This window comes from Phocaeicola salanitronis DSM 18170, from assembly GCF_000190575.1.
In the GTDB taxonomy this organism is placed as follows: Bacteria; Bacteroidota; Bacteroidia; order Bacteroidales; family Bacteroidaceae; genus Phocaeicola; species Phocaeicola salanitronis.
On record NC_015164.1, the window covers coordinates 1,400,413 to 1,422,151 of the forward strand.

The 21,739-nt window shown below is 47.4% G+C and carries 26 protein-coding genes; 21 read left to right on the forward strand and 5 right to left on the reverse strand.

Annotated features, from left to right (window positions below; genetic code table 11):
* Nucleotides 1-12 precede the first annotated feature (12 nt).
* Nucleotides 13-1,428, reverse strand: coding sequence for a methyltransferase RsmF C-terminal domain-like protein (locus BACSA_RS06295; RefSeq protein WP_013617266.1), 1,416 nt, complete (start codon nt 1,426-1,428; stop codon nt 13-15).
* Nucleotides 1,429-1,693: 265 nt separating this feature from the next.
* On the opposite strand from BACSA_RS06295, the gene BACSA_RS06300 reads away from it, so the two are divergent.
* Nucleotides 1,694-2,488 carry a thymidylate synthase gene (locus BACSA_RS06300; protein WP_013617267.1) on the forward strand — a complete coding sequence of 265 codons (795 nt, stop codon included), beginning with the start codon at nt 1,694-1,696 and terminating at the stop codon, nt 2,486-2,488.
* A gap of 84 nt (nt 2,489-2,572) precedes the next feature.
* Nucleotides 2,573-3,058, forward strand: coding sequence for a dihydrofolate reductase (locus BACSA_RS06305; protein ID WP_013617268.1), 486 nt, complete (start codon nt 2,573-2,575; stop codon nt 3,056-3,058).
* Nucleotides 3,059-3,128: 70 nt separating this feature from the next.
* Here the strand turns inward: BACSA_RS06305 and BACSA_RS06310 are convergent, their stop codons facing one another.
* Nucleotides 3,129-4,088, reverse strand: a complete 960-nt coding sequence (locus tag BACSA_RS06310; protein WP_013617269.1) for a helix-turn-helix transcriptional regulator — start codon at nt 4,086-4,088, stop codon at nt 3,129-3,131.
* Nucleotides 4,089-4,236: 148 nt separating this feature from the next.
* On the opposite strand from BACSA_RS06310, the gene BACSA_RS06315 reads away from it, so the two are divergent.
* The 14 genes from BACSA_RS06315 to BACSA_RS06380 all read left to right on the forward strand — a co-directional run bounded on the left by BACSA_RS06315 (nt 4,237) and on the right by BACSA_RS06380 (nt 14,945).
* Complete coding sequence (locus BACSA_RS06315) at nt 4,237-5,502, forward strand: RNA-splicing ligase RtcB (RefSeq protein ID WP_013617270.1); 1,266 nt, start codon at nt 4,237-4,239, stop codon at nt 5,500-5,502.
* A 73-nt stretch (nt 5,503-5,575) separates the two neighbouring features.
* Nucleotides 5,576-5,824, forward strand: coding sequence for a hypothetical protein (locus BACSA_RS20120; RefSeq protein WP_041583914.1), 249 nt, complete (start codon nt 5,576-5,578; stop codon nt 5,822-5,824).
* An 87-nt stretch (nt 5,825-5,911) separates the two neighbouring features.
* On the forward strand, nt 5,912-6,322 hold the full coding sequence (locus BACSA_RS06325; protein WP_013617271.1) for a hypothetical protein: 411 nt from the start codon (nt 5,912-5,914) through the stop codon (nt 6,320-6,322).
* 324 nt (nt 6,323-6,646) lie between these two features.
* Nucleotides 6,647-7,798 carry a PD-(D/E)XK nuclease family protein gene (locus BACSA_RS06330; RefSeq protein WP_041583915.1) on the forward strand — a complete coding sequence of 384 codons (1,152 nt, stop codon included), beginning with the start codon at nt 6,647-6,649 and terminating at the stop codon, nt 7,796-7,798.
* Complete coding sequence (locus BACSA_RS06335) at nt 7,798-8,310, forward strand: phospholipase D-like domain-containing protein (RefSeq protein WP_013617273.1); 513 nt, start codon at nt 7,798-7,800, stop codon at nt 8,308-8,310. Before BACSA_RS06330 ends, BACSA_RS06335 begins: the two co-directional genes overlap by 1 nt.
* Before the next feature lie 127 nt (nt 8,311-8,437).
* The gene (locus tag BACSA_RS06340) at nt 8,438-8,638 is read left to right on the forward strand and encodes a hypothetical protein (RefSeq protein WP_013617274.1); all 201 of its coding nucleotides are present in this window, start codon (nt 8,438-8,440) and stop codon (nt 8,636-8,638) included.
* Between the two features lie 69 nt (nt 8,639-8,707).
* A complete protein-coding gene (locus tag BACSA_RS06345; RefSeq protein WP_013617275.1) occupies nt 8,708-8,929 on the forward strand; it encodes a hypothetical protein in 222 nt (73 codons plus the stop codon).
* A 41-nt stretch (nt 8,930-8,970) separates the two neighbouring features.
* On the forward strand, nt 8,971-9,240 hold the full coding sequence (locus tag BACSA_RS06350; protein ID WP_144005192.1) for a hypothetical protein: 270 nt from the start codon (nt 8,971-8,973) through the stop codon (nt 9,238-9,240).
* 593 nt (nt 9,241-9,833) lie between these two features.
* Nucleotides 9,834-10,865 carry a hypothetical protein gene (locus BACSA_RS06355; RefSeq protein ID WP_013617277.1) on the forward strand — a complete coding sequence of 344 codons (1,032 nt, stop codon included), beginning with the start codon at nt 9,834-9,836 and terminating at the stop codon, nt 10,863-10,865.
* Between the two features lie 19 nt (nt 10,866-10,884).
* The gene (locus BACSA_RS06360) at nt 10,885-11,826 is read left to right on the forward strand and encodes a fimbrillin family protein (RefSeq protein ID WP_013617278.1); all 942 of its coding nucleotides are present in this window, start codon (nt 10,885-10,887) and stop codon (nt 11,824-11,826) included.
* A 133-nt stretch (nt 11,827-11,959) separates the two neighbouring features.
* Complete coding sequence (locus BACSA_RS06365) at nt 11,960-12,931, forward strand: fimbrillin family protein (protein WP_013617279.1); 972 nt, start codon at nt 11,960-11,962, stop codon at nt 12,929-12,931.
* Between the two features lie 71 nt (nt 12,932-13,002).
* On the forward strand, nt 13,003-13,848 hold the full coding sequence (locus tag BACSA_RS06370) for a fimbrillin family protein (RefSeq protein ID WP_013617280.1): 846 nt from the start codon (nt 13,003-13,005) through the stop codon (nt 13,846-13,848).
* A gap of 501 nt (nt 13,849-14,349) precedes the next feature.
* The gene (locus tag BACSA_RS06375) at nt 14,350-14,586 is read left to right on the forward strand and encodes a type II toxin-antitoxin system RelE/ParE family toxin (RefSeq protein WP_245546589.1); all 237 of its coding nucleotides are present in this window, start codon (nt 14,350-14,352) and stop codon (nt 14,584-14,586) included.
* Complete coding sequence (locus BACSA_RS06380; protein ID WP_013617282.1) at nt 14,583-14,945, forward strand: helix-turn-helix domain-containing protein; 363 nt, start codon at nt 14,583-14,585, stop codon at nt 14,943-14,945. The genes BACSA_RS06375 and BACSA_RS06380 overlap by 4 nt, the downstream gene beginning before the upstream one ends.
* Nucleotides 14,946-15,008: 63 nt before the next feature.
* On the opposite strand, the gene BACSA_RS06385 is transcribed toward BACSA_RS06380, so the two are convergent.
* Both BACSA_RS06385 and BACSA_RS06390 read right to left on the reverse strand, forming a co-directional pair.
* On the reverse strand, nt 15,009-15,443 hold the full coding sequence (locus BACSA_RS06385; RefSeq protein WP_013617283.1) for a nucleoside deaminase: 435 nt from the start codon (nt 15,441-15,443) through the stop codon (nt 15,009-15,011).
* 5 nt (nt 15,444-15,448) lie between these two features.
* Entirely contained in the window at nt 15,449-15,682 is a 234-nt protein-coding gene (locus BACSA_RS06390) for a hypothetical protein (RefSeq protein ID WP_013617284.1), read from the reverse strand.
* A gap of 457 nt (nt 15,683-16,139) precedes the next feature.
* Between BACSA_RS06390 and BACSA_RS06395 the strand changes: the two genes are divergently transcribed.
* From BACSA_RS06395 to BACSA_RS06405, 3 genes are all read left to right on the forward strand, one after another.
* Entirely contained in the window at nt 16,140-16,505 is a 366-nt protein-coding gene (locus BACSA_RS06395) for a YraN family protein (RefSeq protein ID WP_013617285.1), read from the forward strand.
* An 18-nt stretch (nt 16,506-16,523) separates the two neighbouring features.
* Complete coding sequence (locus BACSA_RS06400) at nt 16,524-17,264, forward strand: biotin--[acetyl-CoA-carboxylase] ligase (protein WP_041583917.1); 741 nt, start codon at nt 16,524-16,526, stop codon at nt 17,262-17,264.
* Nucleotides 17,265-17,393: 129 nt separating this feature from the next.
* Entirely contained in the window at nt 17,394-18,692 is a 1,299-nt protein-coding gene (locus BACSA_RS06405) for an MATE family efflux transporter (protein WP_013617287.1), read from the forward strand.
* A 174-nt stretch (nt 18,693-18,866) separates the two neighbouring features.
* Here the strand turns inward: BACSA_RS06405 and BACSA_RS06410 are convergent, their stop codons facing one another.
* Nucleotides 18,867-19,742: an MBL fold metallo-hydrolase gene (locus BACSA_RS06410; protein WP_013617288.1), complete on the reverse strand. Its 876-nt coding sequence runs from the start codon at nt 19,740-19,742 to the stop codon at nt 18,867-18,869.
* A 127-nt stretch (nt 19,743-19,869) separates the two neighbouring features.
* On the opposite strand from BACSA_RS06410, the gene radA reads away from it, so the two are divergent.
* Together radA and BACSA_RS06420 are read left to right on the forward strand one after the other, a co-directional pair.
* Entirely contained in the window at nt 19,870-21,243 is a 1,374-nt protein-coding gene (radA, locus tag BACSA_RS06415) for a DNA repair protein RadA (protein WP_013617289.1), read from the forward strand.
* Nucleotides 21,244-21,319: 76 nt separating this feature from the next.
* A complete protein-coding gene (locus tag BACSA_RS06420; protein WP_013617290.1) occupies nt 21,320-21,706 on the forward strand; it encodes a GxxExxY protein in 387 nt (128 codons plus the stop codon).
* The last annotated feature ends 33 nt before the right edge of the window (nt 21,707-21,739 follow it).

Below are 21,739 nucleotides of genomic sequence, written 5' to 3' on the forward strand. Positions count from 1 at the left end.
TAATTCACACTATTAACTATTCCCTAAAATAAGGCTCACCTGCTCGGGCAAATAACCGCTCCGGATGCGCCACTCTTGCGGGTAAAGGTTATTGGCACGGTTTCCGATGTTCTTGACAAAACCCAATGCCTTTCCCCCATACCTTATTAATACATAGCCACGAGGAGCATCTGCATCCAATGCAAACGCTTCCTTCCGCAAGTAAGCTATCGCCTGCTCATAGCTTACCTCTACCGAAGGGAAAGCCGACTCATTACGGCAAACCGACATCGCCAAAGCATGTGAAGGTATTAAATCTCTCCCCTTTATCTCTGCCACCTGAATACCTGCACACACCACGCGCATCTGCGCCCGAAGCGTTTCGTAGACAGATTGATAACGGAGCGGGAATGTCGTAATCCGGTTTTGCTCCATCGTCCATACATACTGGTCGGGAGACAGAAACCAGCCTTTGACCTCTTTAGGCAAAACCGGCACTTTCTCCTTTCCACCTTTCGATTTCTTTTCCTTCCGCCCGCGACAAGCCGGAACATTTGTCTCCTCGCTCTCTCCCGACTTGCGCAAAACCACCATAAACAATCCCTCGCCTTCGGTGCGGTGAGGCAGGAAACGATAGACAGGGAAATCTTTTCCAGCCAAATTGCCGGAAATGTTCCATCCGGACTGCACTTCTACCGGAAGGATTTCCGCCCCCAGTTCCTCGGCTATCCATGCCACATTGTCCTCGTTTTCCTCACGATTGTACGTACACGTGCTGTACACCAACAACCCGCCGGGCTTCAGGCAATGCCAGATATCACGCACAATGCGGCGCTGGCGTTGCCAACATAGCGTCACATTCTCCACACTCCACTCTTCTACCGCCACGGGGTCTTTCCGGAACATACCTTCGCCCGAACAGGGCACATCGGTCAGGATAACGTCGAACAACTCGCCCAACGGCACAAAATCCGCCGGGTCATTATTCAAGACCACCGTACTGGGATGCCCCCACTTCGTCACATTTTCCGCCAGCACCTGCACCCGGTTGCGCATCACTTCATTCGCCACCAGCAGGCTTCCTTCGGGCAAGACCGAACGTGCCAGCGTAGACTTTCCTCCCGGAGCAGCACAAAGGTCGAGCATCACCACCGGCTCGTGCACATATTGCGTCAAGACCTGCTCGAGAAACATCGAGGAAGCTTCTTGCACGTAATAGCATCCGGCATGAAACAAAGGGTCGAACGTGAATGTAGGACGGGAAGCCAAGTAATAGCCCGACCCGCACCACGGCACCTGACGCCCGCCGGCAGGCACGGCATCCGTCTTCAAACGGTTCATACGAATACTGACCGGAGGTTCCTTGGCAAGCGTTTCACGAAAAGCGGCAAACTGCCCTTCGCCCAGCAAGCCGCCCGTCCGGGTTATAAAATCGACAGGAAGATTCATAAGCATCTATTCTAATAATGAACGGCAAATTTAAACAAAAATCGCGAGATTATCCTCAATACCGGAGAGGATTCAAGCATGCGTTTTGACGAACATAAGTGAGTCGGCCGTTTCACATAAGTAACTCGGGCGTTTCACCTAAGTGAGTCAGCCCTCTCACTTATGTTCGTTTGCGAGAGCTTTTGGGCAATCTTTGAAAAAGAATGTTTGCGCATTCGGCCGAATCTGATTACCTTTGCCCAAATTTCAAGCAAACACGACAAGAATGAAACAATACTTAGACCTACTCAGACGCATCCGCACCGAAGGCGTGCAAAAGCATGACCGTACGGGAACGGGCACCATCAGCATATTCGGACACCAAATGCGCTTCAACCTTGCGGACGGATTCCCGCTGGTGACTACCAAGAAACTGCATCTCAAGTCCATCATCCACGAACTGCTTTGGATGTTGAGCGGAGACACCAACGTGCATTACCTGCAAGAAAACGGCGTGCGCATCTGGAACGAATGGGCGGACGCGGACGGAAACTTAGGACACATCTACGGATACCAATGGCGCTCATGGCCCGATTACGAAGGAGGGGTTATCGACCAGATAGCGGAAGCCGTAGAGACCATCAGACACAATCCCGACTCGCGGAGGATTATCGTCAACGCATGGAACGTGGCGGACCTGAAAAACATGAACCTGCCGCCTTGCCACATGTTCTTCCAATTTTACGTGGCGGACGGAAAGCTGAGCCTGCAAATGTACCAGCGCAGTGCCGATTGTTTCCTGGGCGTACCGTTCAACATCGCCTCGTATGCCCTCCTGCTCCAAATGATGGCGCAAGTGACGGGACTGGAAGCCGGCGAGTTCATCCATACGTTAGGCGACGCGCACATCTACCTGAACCACTTGGAACAAGTAGACCTGCAACTGACCCGTGAGCCTCGCCCGCTCCCGAAAATGAGATTGAACCCGGACGTAAAGGACATCTTCGGCTTCAAATATGAAGACTTCGAACTGACCGACTACAATCCGTGGCCGCATATCGCAGGAAAAGTATCTGTATAATAGAACTCACCACAGATTACACAGATTTTATAAATTAATGATTTTAATCTGTGTAATCTGTGGTAAAAAAAACATCAACCAACCATGATTACCATCATCGCCGCTATCAACAAAAACCGGGGACTCGGTTTCGAGAACAAATTGCTTTATTGGTTGCCCAATGACCTGAAACGCTTCAAGGCATTGACCACGGGACACACCATCATTATGGGACGAAAGACTTTCGAATCGTTTCCGAAAGGGGCATTGCCCAACCGGAGAAACATCGTACTAAGCAAAGGTGACCACAACTTTCCGGGTGCCGAATGCTTTCACTCGCTGGAAGAAGCCCTGATGCATTGCGGCAAAGAAGAAGACATATATATTATAGGTGGAGCCGGCTTGTATGCCGAAGCCCTGGCTATCGCCGACCGGCTTTGCCTGACCGAAATAGAAGACGACAAGAAAGAAGCGGACGTATTCTTTCCGGAAATCGACACGACCCACTGGAAAGTGGTGAACCGGGAAACGCATTCCGTTGACGAAAAGCATGCCTATGCATACAGTTTCGTAGATTATGAGAAAGGTTAACTTGCCATAGAGGACACAGAGGATGAAAAGTCATTTGATAATACCAACTCAAAATCTATGACCATGAAGTTTATTCCGGCTTGTTCTCCTTTTTCTCTGTATAATAGTTCAACATGTTTTGGGCAAAGTTGCGCATCTCATCACGTACAGATTCCGGCCCCAACACTTCCACTTGGTCGCCTTGGGCAAGCACCAGTTGGTAGAAGTCAAACGTCGGTTTCAGGTGATATTCAAAGAAAGTCGATTCGTCATCACTTCCAATCTCACGCTGTGATTCATGCAGGGGCAATGTGCGCAGATAGTCTGCAAAACCATTGTATGCCCGAAGAACAATCTTTTGAGGCGATTCGTTAGAGGTGATGACACCGCAACACCCTTCGAAATAGCTGTGTACATCAAAGTTCTTCTTCATCTTGAACGTTTTGCCCGTATCTTGGATGTCTGAAATACGGTCGAGGGCATAAACCAGATACACATCACTTGGCTTGATGCCTCGTTCTTTATTCCGCTTGGAGTAATAAGGACTGCGTGCCAACACATACCAACGTCGTTTCACAACTTTCAGGAAGTAAGGCTCAATGTCAAAAGTACTGGGGTCAGGTTTGCCGAAGCCTTGGTGTGTAATATTTAACACATGGTTACGCCGCATGGCATCCGCAATGCAGGTCAGCCAAGTCTGCCCCGAAGGGATTTCTTCAAAGATAATCCGGTCTTCCAACTTTTCGTCTGCTTGTATCTGGTTCAATGTGGCATATGAACTGATGAGCCAACTGCGCAGATTATTGCCCTCTATGCGTTCCGGTTCGTCAATATAATAACGGTATCCGTCCTTCCGGTCACATTCTATATATACATCAAAAATGTCTTTGATGGCTTTCTTGTGGTTATGAAAGGTCTTCAAAGGCAGTTCTTCACCATAGCCCAACCCGCTTTCCTGCCAAAGTTCGTTGATTTCCTCAAACGTCAGCCGTTTGTATCTAAGCAGAATGTCCATCAGCCATACGTATCGTCCAAAAAGATTTGCTGCCATATTGCTGTCATTTAATGGTTATGCCACAAAGTTACATATTTTCTTGTGCCAAAATAAAGCATTGGTCCGATTTTTCATTGCTTGTGCTTCAATCCGGCATAGGCTACCCGTTATCTTTGTGCTTGCTAATCACCAAAATGAAAGAACAATGAGAACCATTCAGAATCACGACGTGAAGATATTCACGGACAACATCGAGGCTACTGCCATTGAGCAAATAGAGCGGTTGCTGACTATCCCAGTGTTCAGCGATTGCAAAATCCGCATCATGCCCGACGTACATGCCGGAGCCGGATGTGTCATCGGCTTTACGGGTAATCTGGGCGACAAGGTTATCCCCAATATTGTAGGGGTGGACATCGGTTGCGGCATCCTGGTACAACCGTTTGCCTGCATGAAAGAGATAAATTACCATGCCTTGAACGAGTTTATCTTACACCACATTCCCTCCGGACGCAATTATCGGGACAATCGCTATGCCCCGCTTCCACAAAAGTATATGGATGCCTACCGTGAGAGCAAAGACCTAATCAAGCAGTTGCGTAGCTACCGGGAACTGAAAGAAACCAAACGCCTCAACCTTTCCATCGGTTCGCTGGGCGGAGGCAACCATTTCATCGAATTAAACAAGGATGAAAACGACCTATTTTATTTAGTTGTACATACCGGAAGCCGTAATCTGGGCAAGCAAGTGGCGCAAATTTATCAGCAATTGGCCGTAAAGTGCCAATCCGGCTGGGCAGAACTGATGGAAGAACAGAATCACCTGATTGCAGCATACAAGCAAGCCGGACGGAAAGACGAGTTACAGGACGTTATCCGCGAACTGCACAATTCATTCAAGATGCGCAAACCCGCCATACCTGCTGATTTATCCTATCTGGAAGGCACTTATCGGGAGGACTACCTGCACGACATGCGCCTTTGCCAGCAATGGGCGAAGATAAACCGCCGCATGATTACAGGACTCATCATGGATTACCTGATTACGCAGGGAGTCACCGAAAAACAAGATACCGGACTCCTATTTGAAAGTGTCCACAACTACATCAGCGATGATAACCTCATCCGCAAAGGAGCTATCGCTGCCCGTACCGGAGAGAAATGTATCATTCCGCTGAACATGCGCGACGGTTCCCTCATCTGCATCGGCAAGGGCAATGAAGACTGGAACTCTTCAGCCCCGCATGGTGCAGGCCGCATCATGAGCCGAAGCCAAGCCTTTAAAGAAATCAGTATAGACGACTATGCCCGATCCATGCAGAATATCTATACAGAATGCGTGAACGAAGACACTAAAGACGAATCCCCTATGGTATACAAACCAAAAGAGGAGATTATTCAAAACATCAGTGATACGGTGTCGGTGGTAAATGTGATAAAACCGGTGTATAACTTTAAGGCAGCGGAGTAATTAAGAATTATAATGATAAAAATTTAACATTATGATTACGGAAATTAAGAAGCTGTTTTGAATTTATCGTGCGATGATTTGGGATGAGTTTTTGAGGCATTTCCGCTTGTGTGATGAGGAAGATAGCGGGCTATCTGACGAAGAACAGGAGCGAAAAGGACCAAAAAATCGCCCAAAGCACACACGAAAACGGATACATCAAGCCAAGAAAAACTTTTTGGAGAAATTCAAAACAGCTTCTAAATTCTATTCAGATTCTTCTTTTGACGTAAGTGGTTCCATGGAAACAAAACAAATTAAGTTAGAAGGGAGATGTGAATAAACTTGAGAAGTGTGAGAGTTGTGAAACGAAGATAAAATTCAAATTAACTCAGAACAAGCCAATTGTTCTGCATAAAAACTTAAAGATATGAGTATTACAAGTATTGAGATTAAATTTTCTAAGGTTGGAATTAATCGCATAGATCAGCCGCGCAAAGTGAATTATATCCCTGTTGCAGTATTGCAGTTTGACAATTTGCCAAAGAAAAAAAGGATATATCTTGATGGCCTTTTGTCTGACAAGAAGTCTGTCAAACAGGTTCTTGCAGGCGAGACGTTTATAGCGCTCAAAATAGATGATGACTTTATTGTCTATGATTTGGAAGGAAGTCGTCAAGGACAAGTCTCTGCCAAAGAATATGGAGAACTGATTCAAGTAAACGAAAATAGTTTTATACTCTGTAAGGATAGAACGGTTACATGGATAAATGATTGTGGAAAAGTCATCCAGTCGAGAGAACTTTCTGACGAAGAATACGAGAACATTCATGAAAAATGAAACATCCTATGTCCAACGATGAGTCAATATAACACTAAGGAGCAGCCACCTTACTTACACAGCAGATAATACAATGTCGTTGGTGAATGTGATTAAACCGATGTATAACTTTAAGGCGGCGGAGTAAAGCAAAGCGGTTTGTGATATTGTCTCCGATTTATTTTGCAATTCAAAAATGCTTTGTAACTTTAAGGCGTAACAAAAAAGTTAACGAGTTAAAAGATAAATTTAGAGACATATTACATAACTAATAGACGATTATTCGATTCGCTTAAATTCTGGTACTATTTGAATAGAACGAGTATAAACTTTAAATTTTTAACCATGAGCGTAACGTTTAAAGAATTATCTGAATGGCTTTCTCAAGAGAATATTCAGATACCGGAAAAACAAAAACAAGAAAAGACCTTTATGGACATTGCTGGCATAAGTCGACTTGAAAACCACTGGTCAGATATTTACGCCTATTTCTTTAATCCTAAAGAAAAACACGGTTTAGGACATTTGTTTATTAAAACTCTTAATACTTTGATTGCTGAAAAAACAGGCAAAGCAGAATTGTCCATGGAAAAATTTTCTGTTATTCGTGAATACTCTGTTGAAGATGATAAGCGAATAGATCTGTTAATCAAGAATGAGAAAGAAGCCATTATTATTGAAAATAAGGTTTATGCAAAACTAACTAATGACCTTGACATCTACTGGAAAAGCGTACTCCAGTTAGATGAATTTAAACGTGGAGTTATTCTGTCTTTATATGAAATAAATCCCAATAATCCTTATTATATTAACATCACGCATAAAGAATTCGCCAAAGCCATAGAAAATGCATTACCTAACTATTCACATTCATTAGCTCCAAGAGACTTATTGATTCTACAAGATCTCATTCAAAATATTTATAATAAAACTTCACATGACATGGATACAAACGAATTAAACTTCTACTACTCAGATGATAGGCAGCGAAAGATTATTAACGAATTGTCCAAAATCCGTTCAAATATAATCCGACATATTTGTAAATCAATTGAAGATGAGAACACTGTTAATATACGATTAGCCAAAAGAGGTATTGATTTGCAAGTTAAGGCTAAAGGAAACCATAGATATACTTATTATACTTATATAGGATGTCCAAAAGAATGTTCAGAACAAATCATGCTTACATTAAAGTATAATTCATTATGGGACTTCAGTCAACAATGTCGTGTAGAGATGTATCTGGAGTTACAAGGAAACATAATGAAATATGTTGAGCAGAATCTAAATTCACTGAAGGAAGCAGGTATTGAGCCTAATTATCATACTCCTAAAAAAGATTATTGGCATTTCCAAAAAGAAGATATTCTGTTTACAAAAGAAGATTTACTGACTCATGACTCTATAATAGAAAAGATTGTCACTTCTATTGAGAAATCTCCACTTTACAAAAATGGATTAGAAATCATTAGACATTACAAGGGAGAAAAATAATGCTCACTTTCATCTCCAACCAAGCCCACTACACCGAAGTCCTTCAACGAGCCTGTTCGGTGAAGAAAACATTGTGGATAGGAACGGCCGACATCAAAGACCTCTATGTGGAAACAAAGAAAGCGAAACGACCGTTCTTAGCCCTGTTAGCGGAATTGATAAAGAAAGGAGTAGAAGTGCGGCTCATTCATGCCAAAGAACCCGGTCCGGCCTTCCGAGAGGATTTTGATAAATATCCCTTGCTCTATGACAGGCTGGAGCGGGTTCTTTGTCCACGGGTACATTTCAAGATATTAGTATTCGATTGTGCGGAAGTCTATATCGGAAGTGCCAACCTGACCGGAGCTGGTATCGGCATGAAAGCGGAAACTACCCGCAACTTTGAGGCCGGCATCCTGACCGACCAACCCGAAATCGTAGAACAAGCCATGAACTTGTTTGATGACGTATGGATAGGGAAAATGTGCAAAACATGCAAACGTCGGATGTATTGTGCAGACCCTATAGCTTGATTTGTCAGCAAATAATATTCTCCTAAGCCGCAATATGGCACATCCCTTTCCGACCTTTGTCTACCGAAAGCAAGTTCCAACATAGAATTTGCCCAGAACTATGTTTCACATCTAAAAAATATTCGTTATGATGAATCATTTGTGGCGCGTGACTGCCGTAAAGGTCACAGGGAAAGTAACGCCGGGAATGTGGGTAGAAGTGCTGAAAAGCGGAACCAACGCACCACCCACGATCAAGGAAATCGATATGGAAGTAGAACGTAAATATGGCGTGAAACTCCTTCCGGGTTGCAGTCTCAGCAACTTCAAGATTGAGAAGATGGGATAAGACCTGTTATCCCAGAGGAGGATGTTACTAACCGATGTCCTCCTCACCGTTCACTCAAACAGAAAAATCATGACTATCAAACACATCGTCCTTCGTAAAGGTCAATATTACCTTTACGAAGATTTTGCCGAAAAACATCTGATTACGGTTTTGCCTCAAAAAGAGATTGGAGAAATGGTTGGATATAGCAACAACCATTTGCTCTGCTTACAAGGCAACCAGTACACAGTTCGTTCCCTCCAAGGAGAAGCGAAAATGTCTTTTTTCCCTACACTGACCCATATCCCATGAAGATACCTTTCTGTATCGGCGATATGAAAAACTGTGTCCGAGTGGAAAACGAAGAAGAAGAAAGTCAATGGCGGAAAACTATCCGACAAATCAAACGCTTGCCCGGACAAACCGCCGAAGAAAAGCTGAAAGCCATCGTGGAGCAATTGGATGAAGCAGACTCCACGGCAAGTCTCATCGACCTCTACCGCTTGTGCGACAAAAACTTCCCTCAATTTCTGGAAGAAGCTTTAAAGCTCTACCCTCCCCTTGGAGAAGAGCGCCTCCGCTATTTAGCTTTTGATTTATTAGAAGAATGGGAACATCATTAAATTTAATCAACAAAGAACAGTTAATTTCCAGCTTCCAACTATTTTTCTTCCGTATTATAGTAGAACAAAATTGGTTTGCGAAAAAATCTTGATGTATTGTCATCTAAGGGAACGCACGTGAAGGATCTCGTGTACATCCACGTGGGTGCATTCGAGATGCTTCACTTCGTTCAGCATGACAAATGTTTTTTCGCATTTTATTTCTGATTGACTATATCACCGTTTATCGGAATATTTTGTACCTTTGTCCCGACTACAGGTATAGATTCATACCCAAACAAAAAAGACCGGAGATGAAAACAAAGCTGTACACCCAAGGAATGTTTTCCCGCCTTTCCAGACGGGGTAACTCTTTTGCGTGCTTTTTTTCATCCCTTTATGCAAATGTTTTAAGCATTATTAAGGTATATAATTTGCATATTATCAGCAGATTATTACCCCCCCCAATTCCAACAGGACTTACTACGCATTGATAAACACGCAGATGCGTTGCTACATTGTGCCAGGCGGCATACGAAGCACTTCCTTGTGCCCGTATGCCGCCTGTGCCGTTTTACGGGATTCATCAAAACTTAAAAACTCAAAAGCTCAATATGTTTAGAAAAAAGAACAGCAATACCTCCGACAGAAGGCTTTTCCTGTCATACGGATACAAATTCTTGTCATGTGTCCTGCCGGCATTCGGCGTTGCGGCATGCGATAGCGACCCTGTCATCGTAGAACCAGAGCCTATTCCAGAACCAGAGCCTGAACCGGAACCTGAGCCAGAGCCGGAACCTGTTCCGACAGATACAGTAAAGATCAAGGCACTCGCCATCCAGCCCGACTGGTCGGAAGCACTGGAAGAGGAACATATCCCCACGGCATACAACCTGTTCGTCGGCGATACCGCAATTGTAGCCGATGCACATACCCTATATATGTATAAAGACTCTGCTTCCACCGCGGATTATCCCGTCCTTGCCTATAACGAGCCGGAAGGCATAAGCATCGAGGACAATACCGCCTCTATCCACAGGACAGAAGAAGGACTGCTGGAAGCCCTGCCCGGTTATCTCTTCGCCGCAGACACTACCGCAACAGTAGCTGCGGGAGATACCGCATGGATTCCCTTGCGGATGCACCGCCTCATTACCCCGGTCACCCTTACGCTTCGCTTTACCGAAGCCATCGAAGTGAAGGAAACAAGGGCTACACTGAGCGGCTTAGTTCCTGCCATTCACTTGCCGGACGGCAAACCGGCAGAAGACAATGCCGCACGTGCTTCTTCCGACAGAAATACCACCCTGTTCGATGTAGAGCCGTTACCCGGCGGAGAAGGCATCGTCATGCGCCTCCGTACCTTCGGCATCCTTCCGGAGCTGAAGCAAATCCTAAAAGCAACTGTCACGTTGGCGGACGGGCGCACGCTTACGTTCCAATCCGACTTGACGGACGAACTGAGCGACCTCGAACACTTAGCCCCTATCCAACTGGAAAGCACACTGGATACGGCAAAGCCGGAAGAACCGGAACCAGAGCCGGAACCCGAACCGGAACCTGATCCAGAAATACCGATAGATGTATCGGGAAAGATTGAAGACTGGGAAACAATAACAGGAGATGACATAGAAGCAACCATGTAACCATTTAATAATAAAAGATATGAGACAAAAATACATTGCAATCAGTTTGTTGGCATGCGTCTTGACGGCATGCAGTCATAATGATGAGAATATAGTTGTAAACGACGGTCCCGTAGTGGCACAAATCACCGCAGGCATCAACTTACCGACACGTGCGTCAGGCACGACATGGGATGCCGGCGATGCCATTGGTGTTTCTACGGTAAGCACTACGGCGACAACGGGCGGCACGCATTATCTCAATATGAAGTATGTCACTACTGCCGCCGATGGTAATTTCACGCACTTTGGCGGTGAGGCTTCGGGCATCTTCTTTCAGGACGCAAGCGAAACGGTTACGTTCAGTGCCTACTACCCGTTTGACGAGGACAGCCAGGAAAGAACCACCGCAGGAACAATCAACGACGTTACGACATCAGACCAAAGTGCGCAAAAGAACTTTGACTTCATGTTCGCAACGGGTGCAACGGCAAGCAAGAACAGCCCCACTGTAAAATTCAACAACACAGATAATGGAACCACTGATGCCCGCTTCAAACACATGATGACCCGCCTTGTGCTGAACATCACGACGGACACTGGGGCTGGCTTCACAGCCGATCAAGTGGCAAGCGGTACTTATACACTGAGTGGCATCAAGCACAGCGGTACGTTCAACACGGAGGACGGAACAGCGGAAGCGACAGGAAATGCGACAGATAATTGGGAAATAACTGACTACATTACTTATACTAATAACATCGGAACATGCAGCCTGATACTCTATCCGCAAACAGGCGCCAGCCTGACCTTTAGTGCTACCATCGACGGACAGACCTACACGGGTACACTGACCCCTGCATTCGCTGCATCCACGTCTTACAGCTACGACATTTCCATTCAGAAGACAGGCTTGGTAATCAGTTCCGGCACAATACAGGATTGGACGAACGGTGGAGGTGATAAAATTGAAATCAACTGATTCCAGTGAAAAGAAACAACAGCCATCCCGTGCATCCTGCGCAAGCACGGAGATATGCCTGAACAAAAAGGTGTAGCTGGCGGTTTCGCAGCCGCCGGTGGCACAAAGACAGAACATAAAATATATATGTAATATGAACCGACTATCAGACTTGAAACGGATGATTCTCCTTTTGCTGGCAGGCATTCTATCTGCCTGTTCGCATGACGACCTTACCGAAACACGCCCTGAGGGAAACGGCGAGCCATTGGTGCTGACTGCTGTCATGGCGGATGCAACAACCGGCACGCGGGCGACTCCCGATAACAGTTGGGAAGGTACGGAAACCGTCATTGTAGAGGTGATAGACAATTATGACGATACGACAACTCCCGACTGGACGCAAGCCAAGAGAGGAATTTACACAGCCGGTACCGATGGCAAACTGACCTTTACGAGCGGCACTCAATCTACTTGGCTAAGCGACAACGAGACCAAACTTGTCCGTGCCTGGCATTATGGCGACAACAGCGAAGAGCGTTCCGACTCATGGTCTGTACAAACCAACCAAACCGGCGACAATTATGCGAAAAGCGACTTGCTTTTTGCGCAGGCAACCGTAAGCGGACGGAAGGAAATTGCCCTTAAATTCTACCATCAAGTGGCAAAAGTGGTGGTACATGTCCGCAATGTAGGTCCTGTGTACGGAAGTGATGACGTCAGTGTGACGATAGGATATATGTACAATATTGTTATGAACGGCACAGTGAGTACGGACAACATAAGCGAGAATTATCTCAACTGGACACCGGGAAGCACAATGGAGACTATCACGGCCTACAGTCTCGGTCCAAAACCTCTTGCATCTGATGAAAACGAAACTTCCCTCGCCAGTTTTGCCGCACTCGTCATTCCGCAAACAGTGAAAAGTATGTTTTCTTATCTTGACATCAAAAATGGGCTCAGTAGCTATCCTTGTTATTCATCAACAGAAATTACTTGGGAAGCAGGCCATTCCTATACCTACGAGGTAACTATCATGAAAGAGAACAGAGTGACGGTTGATAATATCACTGTAAGCGGTTGGGACAACGGTGGCAACCATGAATTGACAACCACCGAATAAACATTCAAATGGAAAGAAGCAAGCAAGAGAACATATAAACCTAAGTTCAACCCTAAAAACTGAACAGAAATATGATAATGAACAAGACATTGATAAAAGCCCTTTGGCTGGCGGCTTTCGTGCCCCTCTTCGCGGCGTGCAGCAGCGAGGAAGACAGCCTTGTGCCGAGTGGAGAGCCGCAAGAGGTGCAGGTGAGCATTGACACACGTGCCACTACTGACGGAGATACGTGGACATGGGAAAATAATGATGTGATTGGGCTGAATGTAACAGGATATAACGGAACATCGTCTTCCTATACGTTGACCTATAATGCACAGAAAAGAAGCTGGACACGATCAGAGCCTATCATTGTTACGCTGCCCGGCACTATCACAGCATGGTATCCGGGAGGAATAGGTACATCCGCGAACTCTTTCACCATTCCCGAAAACCAAACTACCAGCGGAAACTTATGCAAAGCGGATTTCATGACATACAGCGGCGATTTAATCAGCACTACGCCCAGCGTGACATTGGAGCACCGCCTGAGCAAAGTCATCGTCACCATTTCCGATTGGACTGATTACGGGGAAACGATGCCGGAAGTTAAGGACTTTTTCATCCAAACAAAGGAAAGCATTACCGTAAACGGCAGTACCGTAACAGGCGATGGGAACACGATAGATATCTTTCCGCTGCAAGATGAAGCGGCTCATTCTTACACCGCCATTGTCGCCCCTAATGCCGGCTTCAACATTACGCTGGTTGTGGCCGGCAAGGATAAGACCGCCAGCTATACAGGCTCGTTGGCGAGCGGCAATGCTTATTCATTCAACCTTACTTTGAAAGATACCAATGCCCTCGACACCCGTTCCGCCGGTACATCGGACTGCGAGCTGGAACTGGTGGAGGTGAGGAATATAAATGAGAAATAATACCCCATGCAAGGGGTATCACAACACCCCATGCATGGGGTACCTGAAGGGGTCATGCATGGGGTATAGCAAACCATATTTATAAACCTAAAAAACGAAAGTAGTATGTTGGATTTTGAAGTGAAATCAAAGGTTCAGCCCGTAGGCGAACGCAAGGGGCAGGCAGTGTATTATGCATTCGTCCCGGCTGATTTATAATCCGCCATTCTAAAGCAATAGCATTCTTTGCAAAACAACGGCTGCGCCTCGGCATAATGGTTCAAGCAAGCTTGGCAGATTCTGTCTTCGGCTTGTGCGTTCTTCAACTAAATTGGAATAGAAACGGAAGAAAACAAGCAGTTCATCGACAAAAGATTTGGTCAGACGTGACTAATTCGTTACCTTTGCAGCATAATTCAAGATGGATATGAAACGGAATCTGATATTGTCGCCTGCGTTCAAGGAATTTGAGCAAAGCGCTAATCCCAGCACACGCGAGAAATTGCGCTATGCTTATCCATATTGGAAACGGTCTGTCCGGTACCTGTCAAATTTGTCAAGAAACTGGTCGGGACAGATTTCTTCGAACTGCGGGTGTCCGTGGACAACGAGATACGGGTTATCCTATTTGCCGTGGACAACGACAACATCAATCTGGCGACAAACGTTATCCTGCTGAACGGCTTTGTAAAGAAAAGCACCAAGGATTACGACAAGGAAATAACAAAGGCTATTAACATTTTAAGGAACTTGCTATGACAACGACGAACAACAGACTGACAGCGGAAGAATTAAAGAAACTTCGCCAGATGGACTTCGGCAAGAAGCCCGGTTTCGAGACGGCGGAAAACATGCTGGCACGCGAAGTAGGCGAGGAGGGAAGTCCGGAACGCGATGAGTTCAACGCCAAGGCACTGGCATGGTACTATGGTGAAGTGCTGCGCGACCGCCGCAAGGCACTCGGCATCACCCAAAAAGAACTGGCGGAGCGCATCGGGCGCGACCGTTCCTACATCAGCCGTCTGGAGAAAGGCGAAACCGACCTGCAACTATCCTCCTTCATCCGCATCGCCACAGCCTTGGGCATCATGCTTAGGCTCGATGTAAACCTGATTTGAGACAAAGCCTGCCACGATTCTTGCTTCGCACAGCGTACCGGGCAGGACTTTTACATTTTCCCCTCACCGGCGTTTCCGGAAAAACGCCGTCATCAAGCCGGCGCACTCGTCTTTCAAGACACCCGAAACCACTTCGGTCTTCGGATGCAGCGCCGCAGGCGCATAACGCATATACCCGCGCTTCTCGTCTCCGGCACCGAACACCAGCTTGCCCAATTGCGCCCACGCTATGGCTCCGGCACACATCACACACGGCTCTACCGTCACATAAAGCGTACAATCATTCAGATACTTGGCTCCCAACGCATTGGCTGCAGCCGTAATGGCCTGCATCTCGGCATGCGCCGTCACATCGTTCAAGGTTTCGGTCAAGTTGTGCGCACGGGCAATGATACGGCCTTGGCATACCACCACCGCACCTACGGGCACTTCTCCCCTTGCCGATGCTTTCTCTGCCTCAGCCAACGCCTGCTTCATGTAAAACGTATCGTCTGCCATATCTGTCACCTCCGCATATCGTGTTCCTTGAATAAAGTGGGGTAATCCTCCTCCATTTTCTGATGAATGAATGTCAGGACCGTTTCCCTGAACCAACGCGCCTTGTTGGTTATCTGATAATGTTTCAGATAACGGTCGATAATCTGTGCTTCCTCTTCACTGAGCAAACATACCATCCGCCGCTTCCGCGGAGGAGCCGAGGAAGGCACTTTCTTTCTTTTTTTCCCTTTATTCATCATCATGCGTACAAAATTAACGCATTTTCTTCATTTGCAAAACAGATGCGGATTAAAATTTAATTTGATTCCGAAACATCCCATGTAGGGGCGTATCGCATACGCCCGAAAACATCCACGTGGATTAGTTGACGCATTCGGGCGTATGCGATACGCCCCTACATGGCAATTGGGTAAAGGATATTCATTATAGTCAATCAGAAATGGATTGCGAAAAATCCGTTAATCCTTTATATTGAACACAGAGGCACGAAGAAATAAATATATAGAGAAGGTAAAGACCATAGAGCCAGACTTTTACTCTGTGAACTCTGTTCTCTCAAAAAATAAAGCTCTGTGTCTTTGTGTCTCTGTGTTCCATTCCATTTTTCGCAAACCAATTTTGTTTTACTATAAAATTTAAACAGGCTTAAAGGAAATATCATAAGATTGTGTACCTTTGCACGCAAAAAAGAACAAGATGGCAGAACATAACGAGCTTGGGAAAGAAGGCGAAGAAGAAGCGGCACGTTACCTCACCGGACAAGGCTATCACATCCTGCACCGCAATTGGCGGAGAGGAAGGAATGAGCTTGACATTGTGGCGGCTAAAGATAACCAGCTGATTTTCGTAGAAGTCAAGACACGGCGAAACGAAGCATACGGACATCCCGAAGATGCCGTAACCAACCGCAAGATACGCACATTGGTATCGCTTGCCGACGCGTACATCAACAAGTTCAGGCTCGACCTTCCCGTGCGTTTCGATATCATCACCGTTGTAGGCAATGAGCCGCCTTTCCATATCGAACACATCGAAGAAGCGTTTCTGCCTCCTATTTGGTAAAACATTGAACACAAAGACATGATGAACTATCCAGAGCCTATTTTCCTGCCGGAGACCACTTCCACCAATACCTATCTTGCCGGTTTATGCGACCGTGCCCCCCAACCGGAACTGACGTGCGTATATACTTCGTACCAAACATCCGGACGCGGACAACGGGAAAACAGCTGGGAATCGGAACCGGGAGCGAACCTGTTGTTCAGCTTCGTGACCTATCCCACATGTTTAGAAGCCGGACGCCAGTTCCTCCTTTCGCAAATCACGGCGCTCGCCCTTGCCAACGTGCTTTCAGCGTACACCGAAGACATCCGCATCAAATGGCCCAATGACATTTATTGGAAAGACAAAAAGATATGCGGCACCCTGATTGAAAACGACCTGACAGGCACAAGCATTAGCCGGTCCATCTCGGGCACAGGCGTCAACCTGAACCAAAAGCGATTCTTGAGCGATGCGCCCAATCCGGTATCGCTTACGCAAATCACCGGACAGACTTATTCCCCTGCCGATATTCTGCATCAGGTAATGCAGCGCATTGGCGGGTACTACCGCCTATTGCAAAACGGACAGACCTCCGAAATAGCCGAACGCTATAAACAAATGTTATACCGCAAAGAAGGATTTTATGCATACCGTGACCAAGAAGGAAGTTTCCTTGCCCGCATTCTCGACATCGAGCCTTCCGGCAGACTGGTTCTGGAAGATGCAAACGGGAAATGCCGTAAATACCTGTTCAAGGAAGTCGTTTTCGAGCTTTAAGTATAATATTCACCACAGAGGGCACAGAGGCACACAGAGTTTTTTAATTTTCCTCTGTGGTACTCTATGTCCTCTGTGGTGAAATATCATTATTAGAAACAGTTACTTAACCCATATACCTTATTATATATGTCGCCTACCAGCCAACGCATTCTTCACATAGCCATTCCTTCCATTGTCTCGAACATCACCGTTCCCCTGCTGGGACTGGTGGACGTAACCATTGTCGGCCATTTAGGCTCGGCTTCCTACATCGGCGCCATTGCCGTAGGAGGAATGCTGTTCAACATGATTTACTGGATATTCGGCTTCTTGCGCATGGGGACCAGCGGACTCACGGCACAAGCATACGGAGCACACGACCTGCCCGAAGTGAGCCGCATCCTGCTCCGCTCGTCAGGCATCAGCTTTTTATTGGCTCTCGCCCTGCTCATCCTGCAATATCCCATCCGCATTATCGCTTTCCACCTGATTGAAGCCAGCCCCGAAGTGCGCGAACTTGCCTCGCTTTATTTCCACATCTGCATTTGGGGCGCACCTGCCACACTGGGGCTATACGGCTTTACGGGATGGTTCATCGGCATGCAGAACTCACGGTTCCCGATGTATATCGCCATCACACAAAACGTGGTGAACATTGCCGCAAGCCTGTTCTTCGTATTTGCCTGCGACATGAAAGTGGCAGGCGTGGCACTGGGCACGCTCATTGCCCAATATGCAGGGCTCTTTATGGCATACCTGCTCTGGCTCCGGTATTACCGTCCCCTACGCAAATACATCGAATGGAAACGCGTCTTCACGCACGAAGCCATGGCACGCTTCTTCCAAGTGAACCGCGACATCTTCCTGCGCACCCTCTGCCTGGTAACGGTCACGGTATTTTTCACCTCTACCGGAGCAGCGTATGGCGATGTGACCTTAGCCGTCAACACCCTGCTGATGCAGCTCTTTACCCTCTTCTCTTACATCATGGACGGATTCGCATACGCCGGCGAAGCCCTGACCGGAAAATACATCGGTGCCCGCAACCGCACGGAACTGCGCCTTACCGTCAGGCACCTCTTCGGCTGGGGCATCGCGCTTGCGCTTGCCTTCACCCTCCTGTACGGCATCGGCGGAAAGGGTTTCCTCGGACTGCTTACCAACGAACGGACGGTCATCGAAGCCTCATCCGCCTATTTCTACTGGGTGCTTGCCATTCCATTGGCAGGCTTTTCGGCTTTCCTGCTCGACGGCATCTGCATCGGAGCCACCGCTACAGGCATCATGCTGAAAGGCATGGCCGCAGCATCCGCCGGATTCTTCCTCATCTATTACGGGCTGAATGCCTCGCTCGGCAATCATGCGCTATGGCTCGCCTTTGTTTCATACCTCGCCTTGCGCGGCATGGTGCAGGCGTGGCTTATCAGGCTTCGCAAGAGCAATTAAGTTTCGCATCAGTTTCAACAGGCTGAAACTGTAGTTTTAAGGTGCTGAAACTGTAGTTTCAGCCTGTTGAAACCGGGCATGAAACGGCATGCGTTGGCAAACCAGATGTAGCCTTGTAGAAAAAGGAAGCCTATCGTCCGGCGTTGCCCGCCGACTTCATCACCGCCTTCTGCCTCAAAATGCATAAGGCGGAGCCAGAATAGCCGGAGCAGGCAAGTGCATGCCCGCCATAATCAAACCGTTTTCTTTGGCATATTGCAAAAAACGCTTGCGTGTCCGGACAGCATCTTCCGGATTCATATCAAACGAAGCACAAATGTCGGGATGTGCCAACTGGAGCGCAGCACCGTGTATCAAATCGCCGATAACCAATAGCCTGCCAGCCTGATAAGCCGTATGTCCCGGTGTATGCCCTACGGCTTCCAGCGCCACCACCTTGCCCGGAAGCGTATCGCCGAACTCGAAGAAATGCATACGGCCTTTGTATGCCTCAACCAGTTTCTCCACTTCCGTCCGCCGGCCGGCTTCCATCTTCATCCAGCCGTCGTATTCTGCCTTCGACGCATAGACCTCGGCACGGGGGAAAACAGCCGTGTCCCCTTTCAGCATGCCGCCGATGTGGTCGTGATGGAAATGCGTCAGATAAACATAGCGCACATCTTCCGGCTTCACCCCGATGGAATCCAGCCCGGCAGGCAAAAGGCTTTCCGGGGCACCCAACCCGGCATCAAACAACACCTTCACTCCTTCCGTTTCTACCCAAAACGTACTGATAGACGAAGGTATCCCTGCCTCCAGTTCCAAACTCTTGACCAGACTATCCGAAGCCGCAGCAAACAATGAAGCCGGCATCAGCTTGTCTTCCGCGTTGTCTCGCAACCAGGTGACGCTTATTCCTTCCACCTGCCGCTTCTGCACGGTTACTGCCGCCCGTACCGAATCTTTTTCCATTCCTTCGTTTCCCTGCGTTTTCGTATTCCCCACGCAGCCACATGACATAGCCATACAGCCTGCAAGCAACATCCAGTTCCATTTGCCATTCGTTTTCATACACTACTTATTATTTGGTTATACACTCCACAAACTTAAGGAAAAATCTTTGGTTTTTCACCACATAGGCACGCATATATGCAGATTTTTGCCTAAGTTTGCCGAAAGAAACAGAAAAGGGAAAGATATGGCTAAAGAAAAAACGGTGTATGTATGCACCCATTGCGGATACGAATCGCCCAAATGGGCAGGCAAATGCCCTTCGTGCGGACAATGGAACACATTTACGGAAGAGGTGGTACGCAAGGAAACACCGGTGGCGAAACACGCGGCGCACGGCATCGAAAGCGTGCGCTCGAAACCACAACAACTGCACGAAATCACTTCGAGCGAAGAGTTGCGCATCGACATGGGAGATGACGAGCTGAACCGGGTACTGGGAGGCGGGCTGGTAGAAGGCTCGCTCACCCTGATAGGAGGCGAGCCGGGCATCGGCAAGTCAACGCTTATCCTTCAGACGGTATTGCGCCTGCCCGGCCTGAAAGTGCTTTACATCTCGGGCGAAGAGAGTGCCCGCCAGCTGAAACTGCGTGCCGACCGCATCCCGCATCCCGAAACGACGCAGCTGCTGATAGCCTGCGAAACGTCATTGGAACAAATCTTCACCCACATCAAGAACACAGCTCCCGCCCTGGTCATCATCGACTCCATACAGACCATTTCGACCGAAACCATCGATTCTTCGCCGGGAAGCATCGTGCAAGTACGCGAATGTTCGGCAGCCATCCTCAAGTTCGCCAAAGAGACAGGAACGCCCGTCATCCTCATCGGACATATCAACAAGGAAGGAAGCATCGCCGGACCGAAAGTGCTGGAACACATCGTAGACACGGTACTGCAGTTCGAGGGCGACCAGCACTACATGTACCGCATCCTGCGGAGCATCAAGAACCGCTTCGGGAGCACGGCGGAGCTGGGCATCTACGAGATGCGGCAGGACGGGCTGAGGCAAGTGAGCAACCCGTCGGAACTGCTGCTCACGCAAGACCACGAGGGAATGAGCGGAGTGGCTATCGCCTGCGCCGTAGAAGGCATACGCCCGTTCCTCATCGAAGTGCAGGCACTGGTGAGCACAGCTGCCTACGGTATGCCCCAGCGTTCCGCCACGGGGTTCGACCTGCGGCGGATGAACATGCTGCTCGCCGTGCTGGAGAAACGGGTAGGCTTCAAGCTGGCGCAGAAGGACGTGTTCCTCAACATAGCCGGAGGACTGAAAGTGAACGACCCTGCCATCGACCTGGCGGTCATCAGCGCCATCCTTTCGAGCAATATGGACACGGAAATAGAAACCGGCGTGTGCATGGCGGGCGAAGTGGGCCTGAGCGGTGAAATCCGTCCGGTGAACCGCATCGAGCAGCGCATCGGCGAAGCGGAAAAACTGGGCTTCAAGCGCATGCTCATCCCCAAACATAATCTGCAAGGTCTGGACCGGAAGAAAATCAAAATCGAACTGGTGCCGGTGCGGAAAGTGGAAGAAGCCTTCCGGGAGCTCTTCGGATGATGTGTTTCTCTTCACCACAGAAAAGATTTTTTAAAACGCAGATTTTCGCAGATTAACGCAAATTATATTTTTAGCTATGGTATATATTGACAAAGAAACAAACGAATTGGCATATCAAATTATCGGATGCGCCTATAAAGTCCATAAAGAATTAGGTCCTGGATTATTAGAAAGCACATACGAAGCTTGCTTATGTTATGAACTGGGCAAACTCGGCATCAAATATGAAAACCAAAAAGAACTTCCGGTCATTTACGATAATACACATATCGATTGCGGATACAGGATAGACATTATGGTAGAAAGGAAAATCATTGTTGAACTAAAAACAGTAGAAAAACTTTTACCTATTCATACCGCCCAGATTTTGACTTACCTAAGACTAAGCGGAATACACTTAGGTCTACTGATAAATTTCTTCAATACTAACTTGCAAAACGGAATAAGAAGATATGTACAATAAAATCATAATCTGCGTCAATCTGTGAAAATCTGC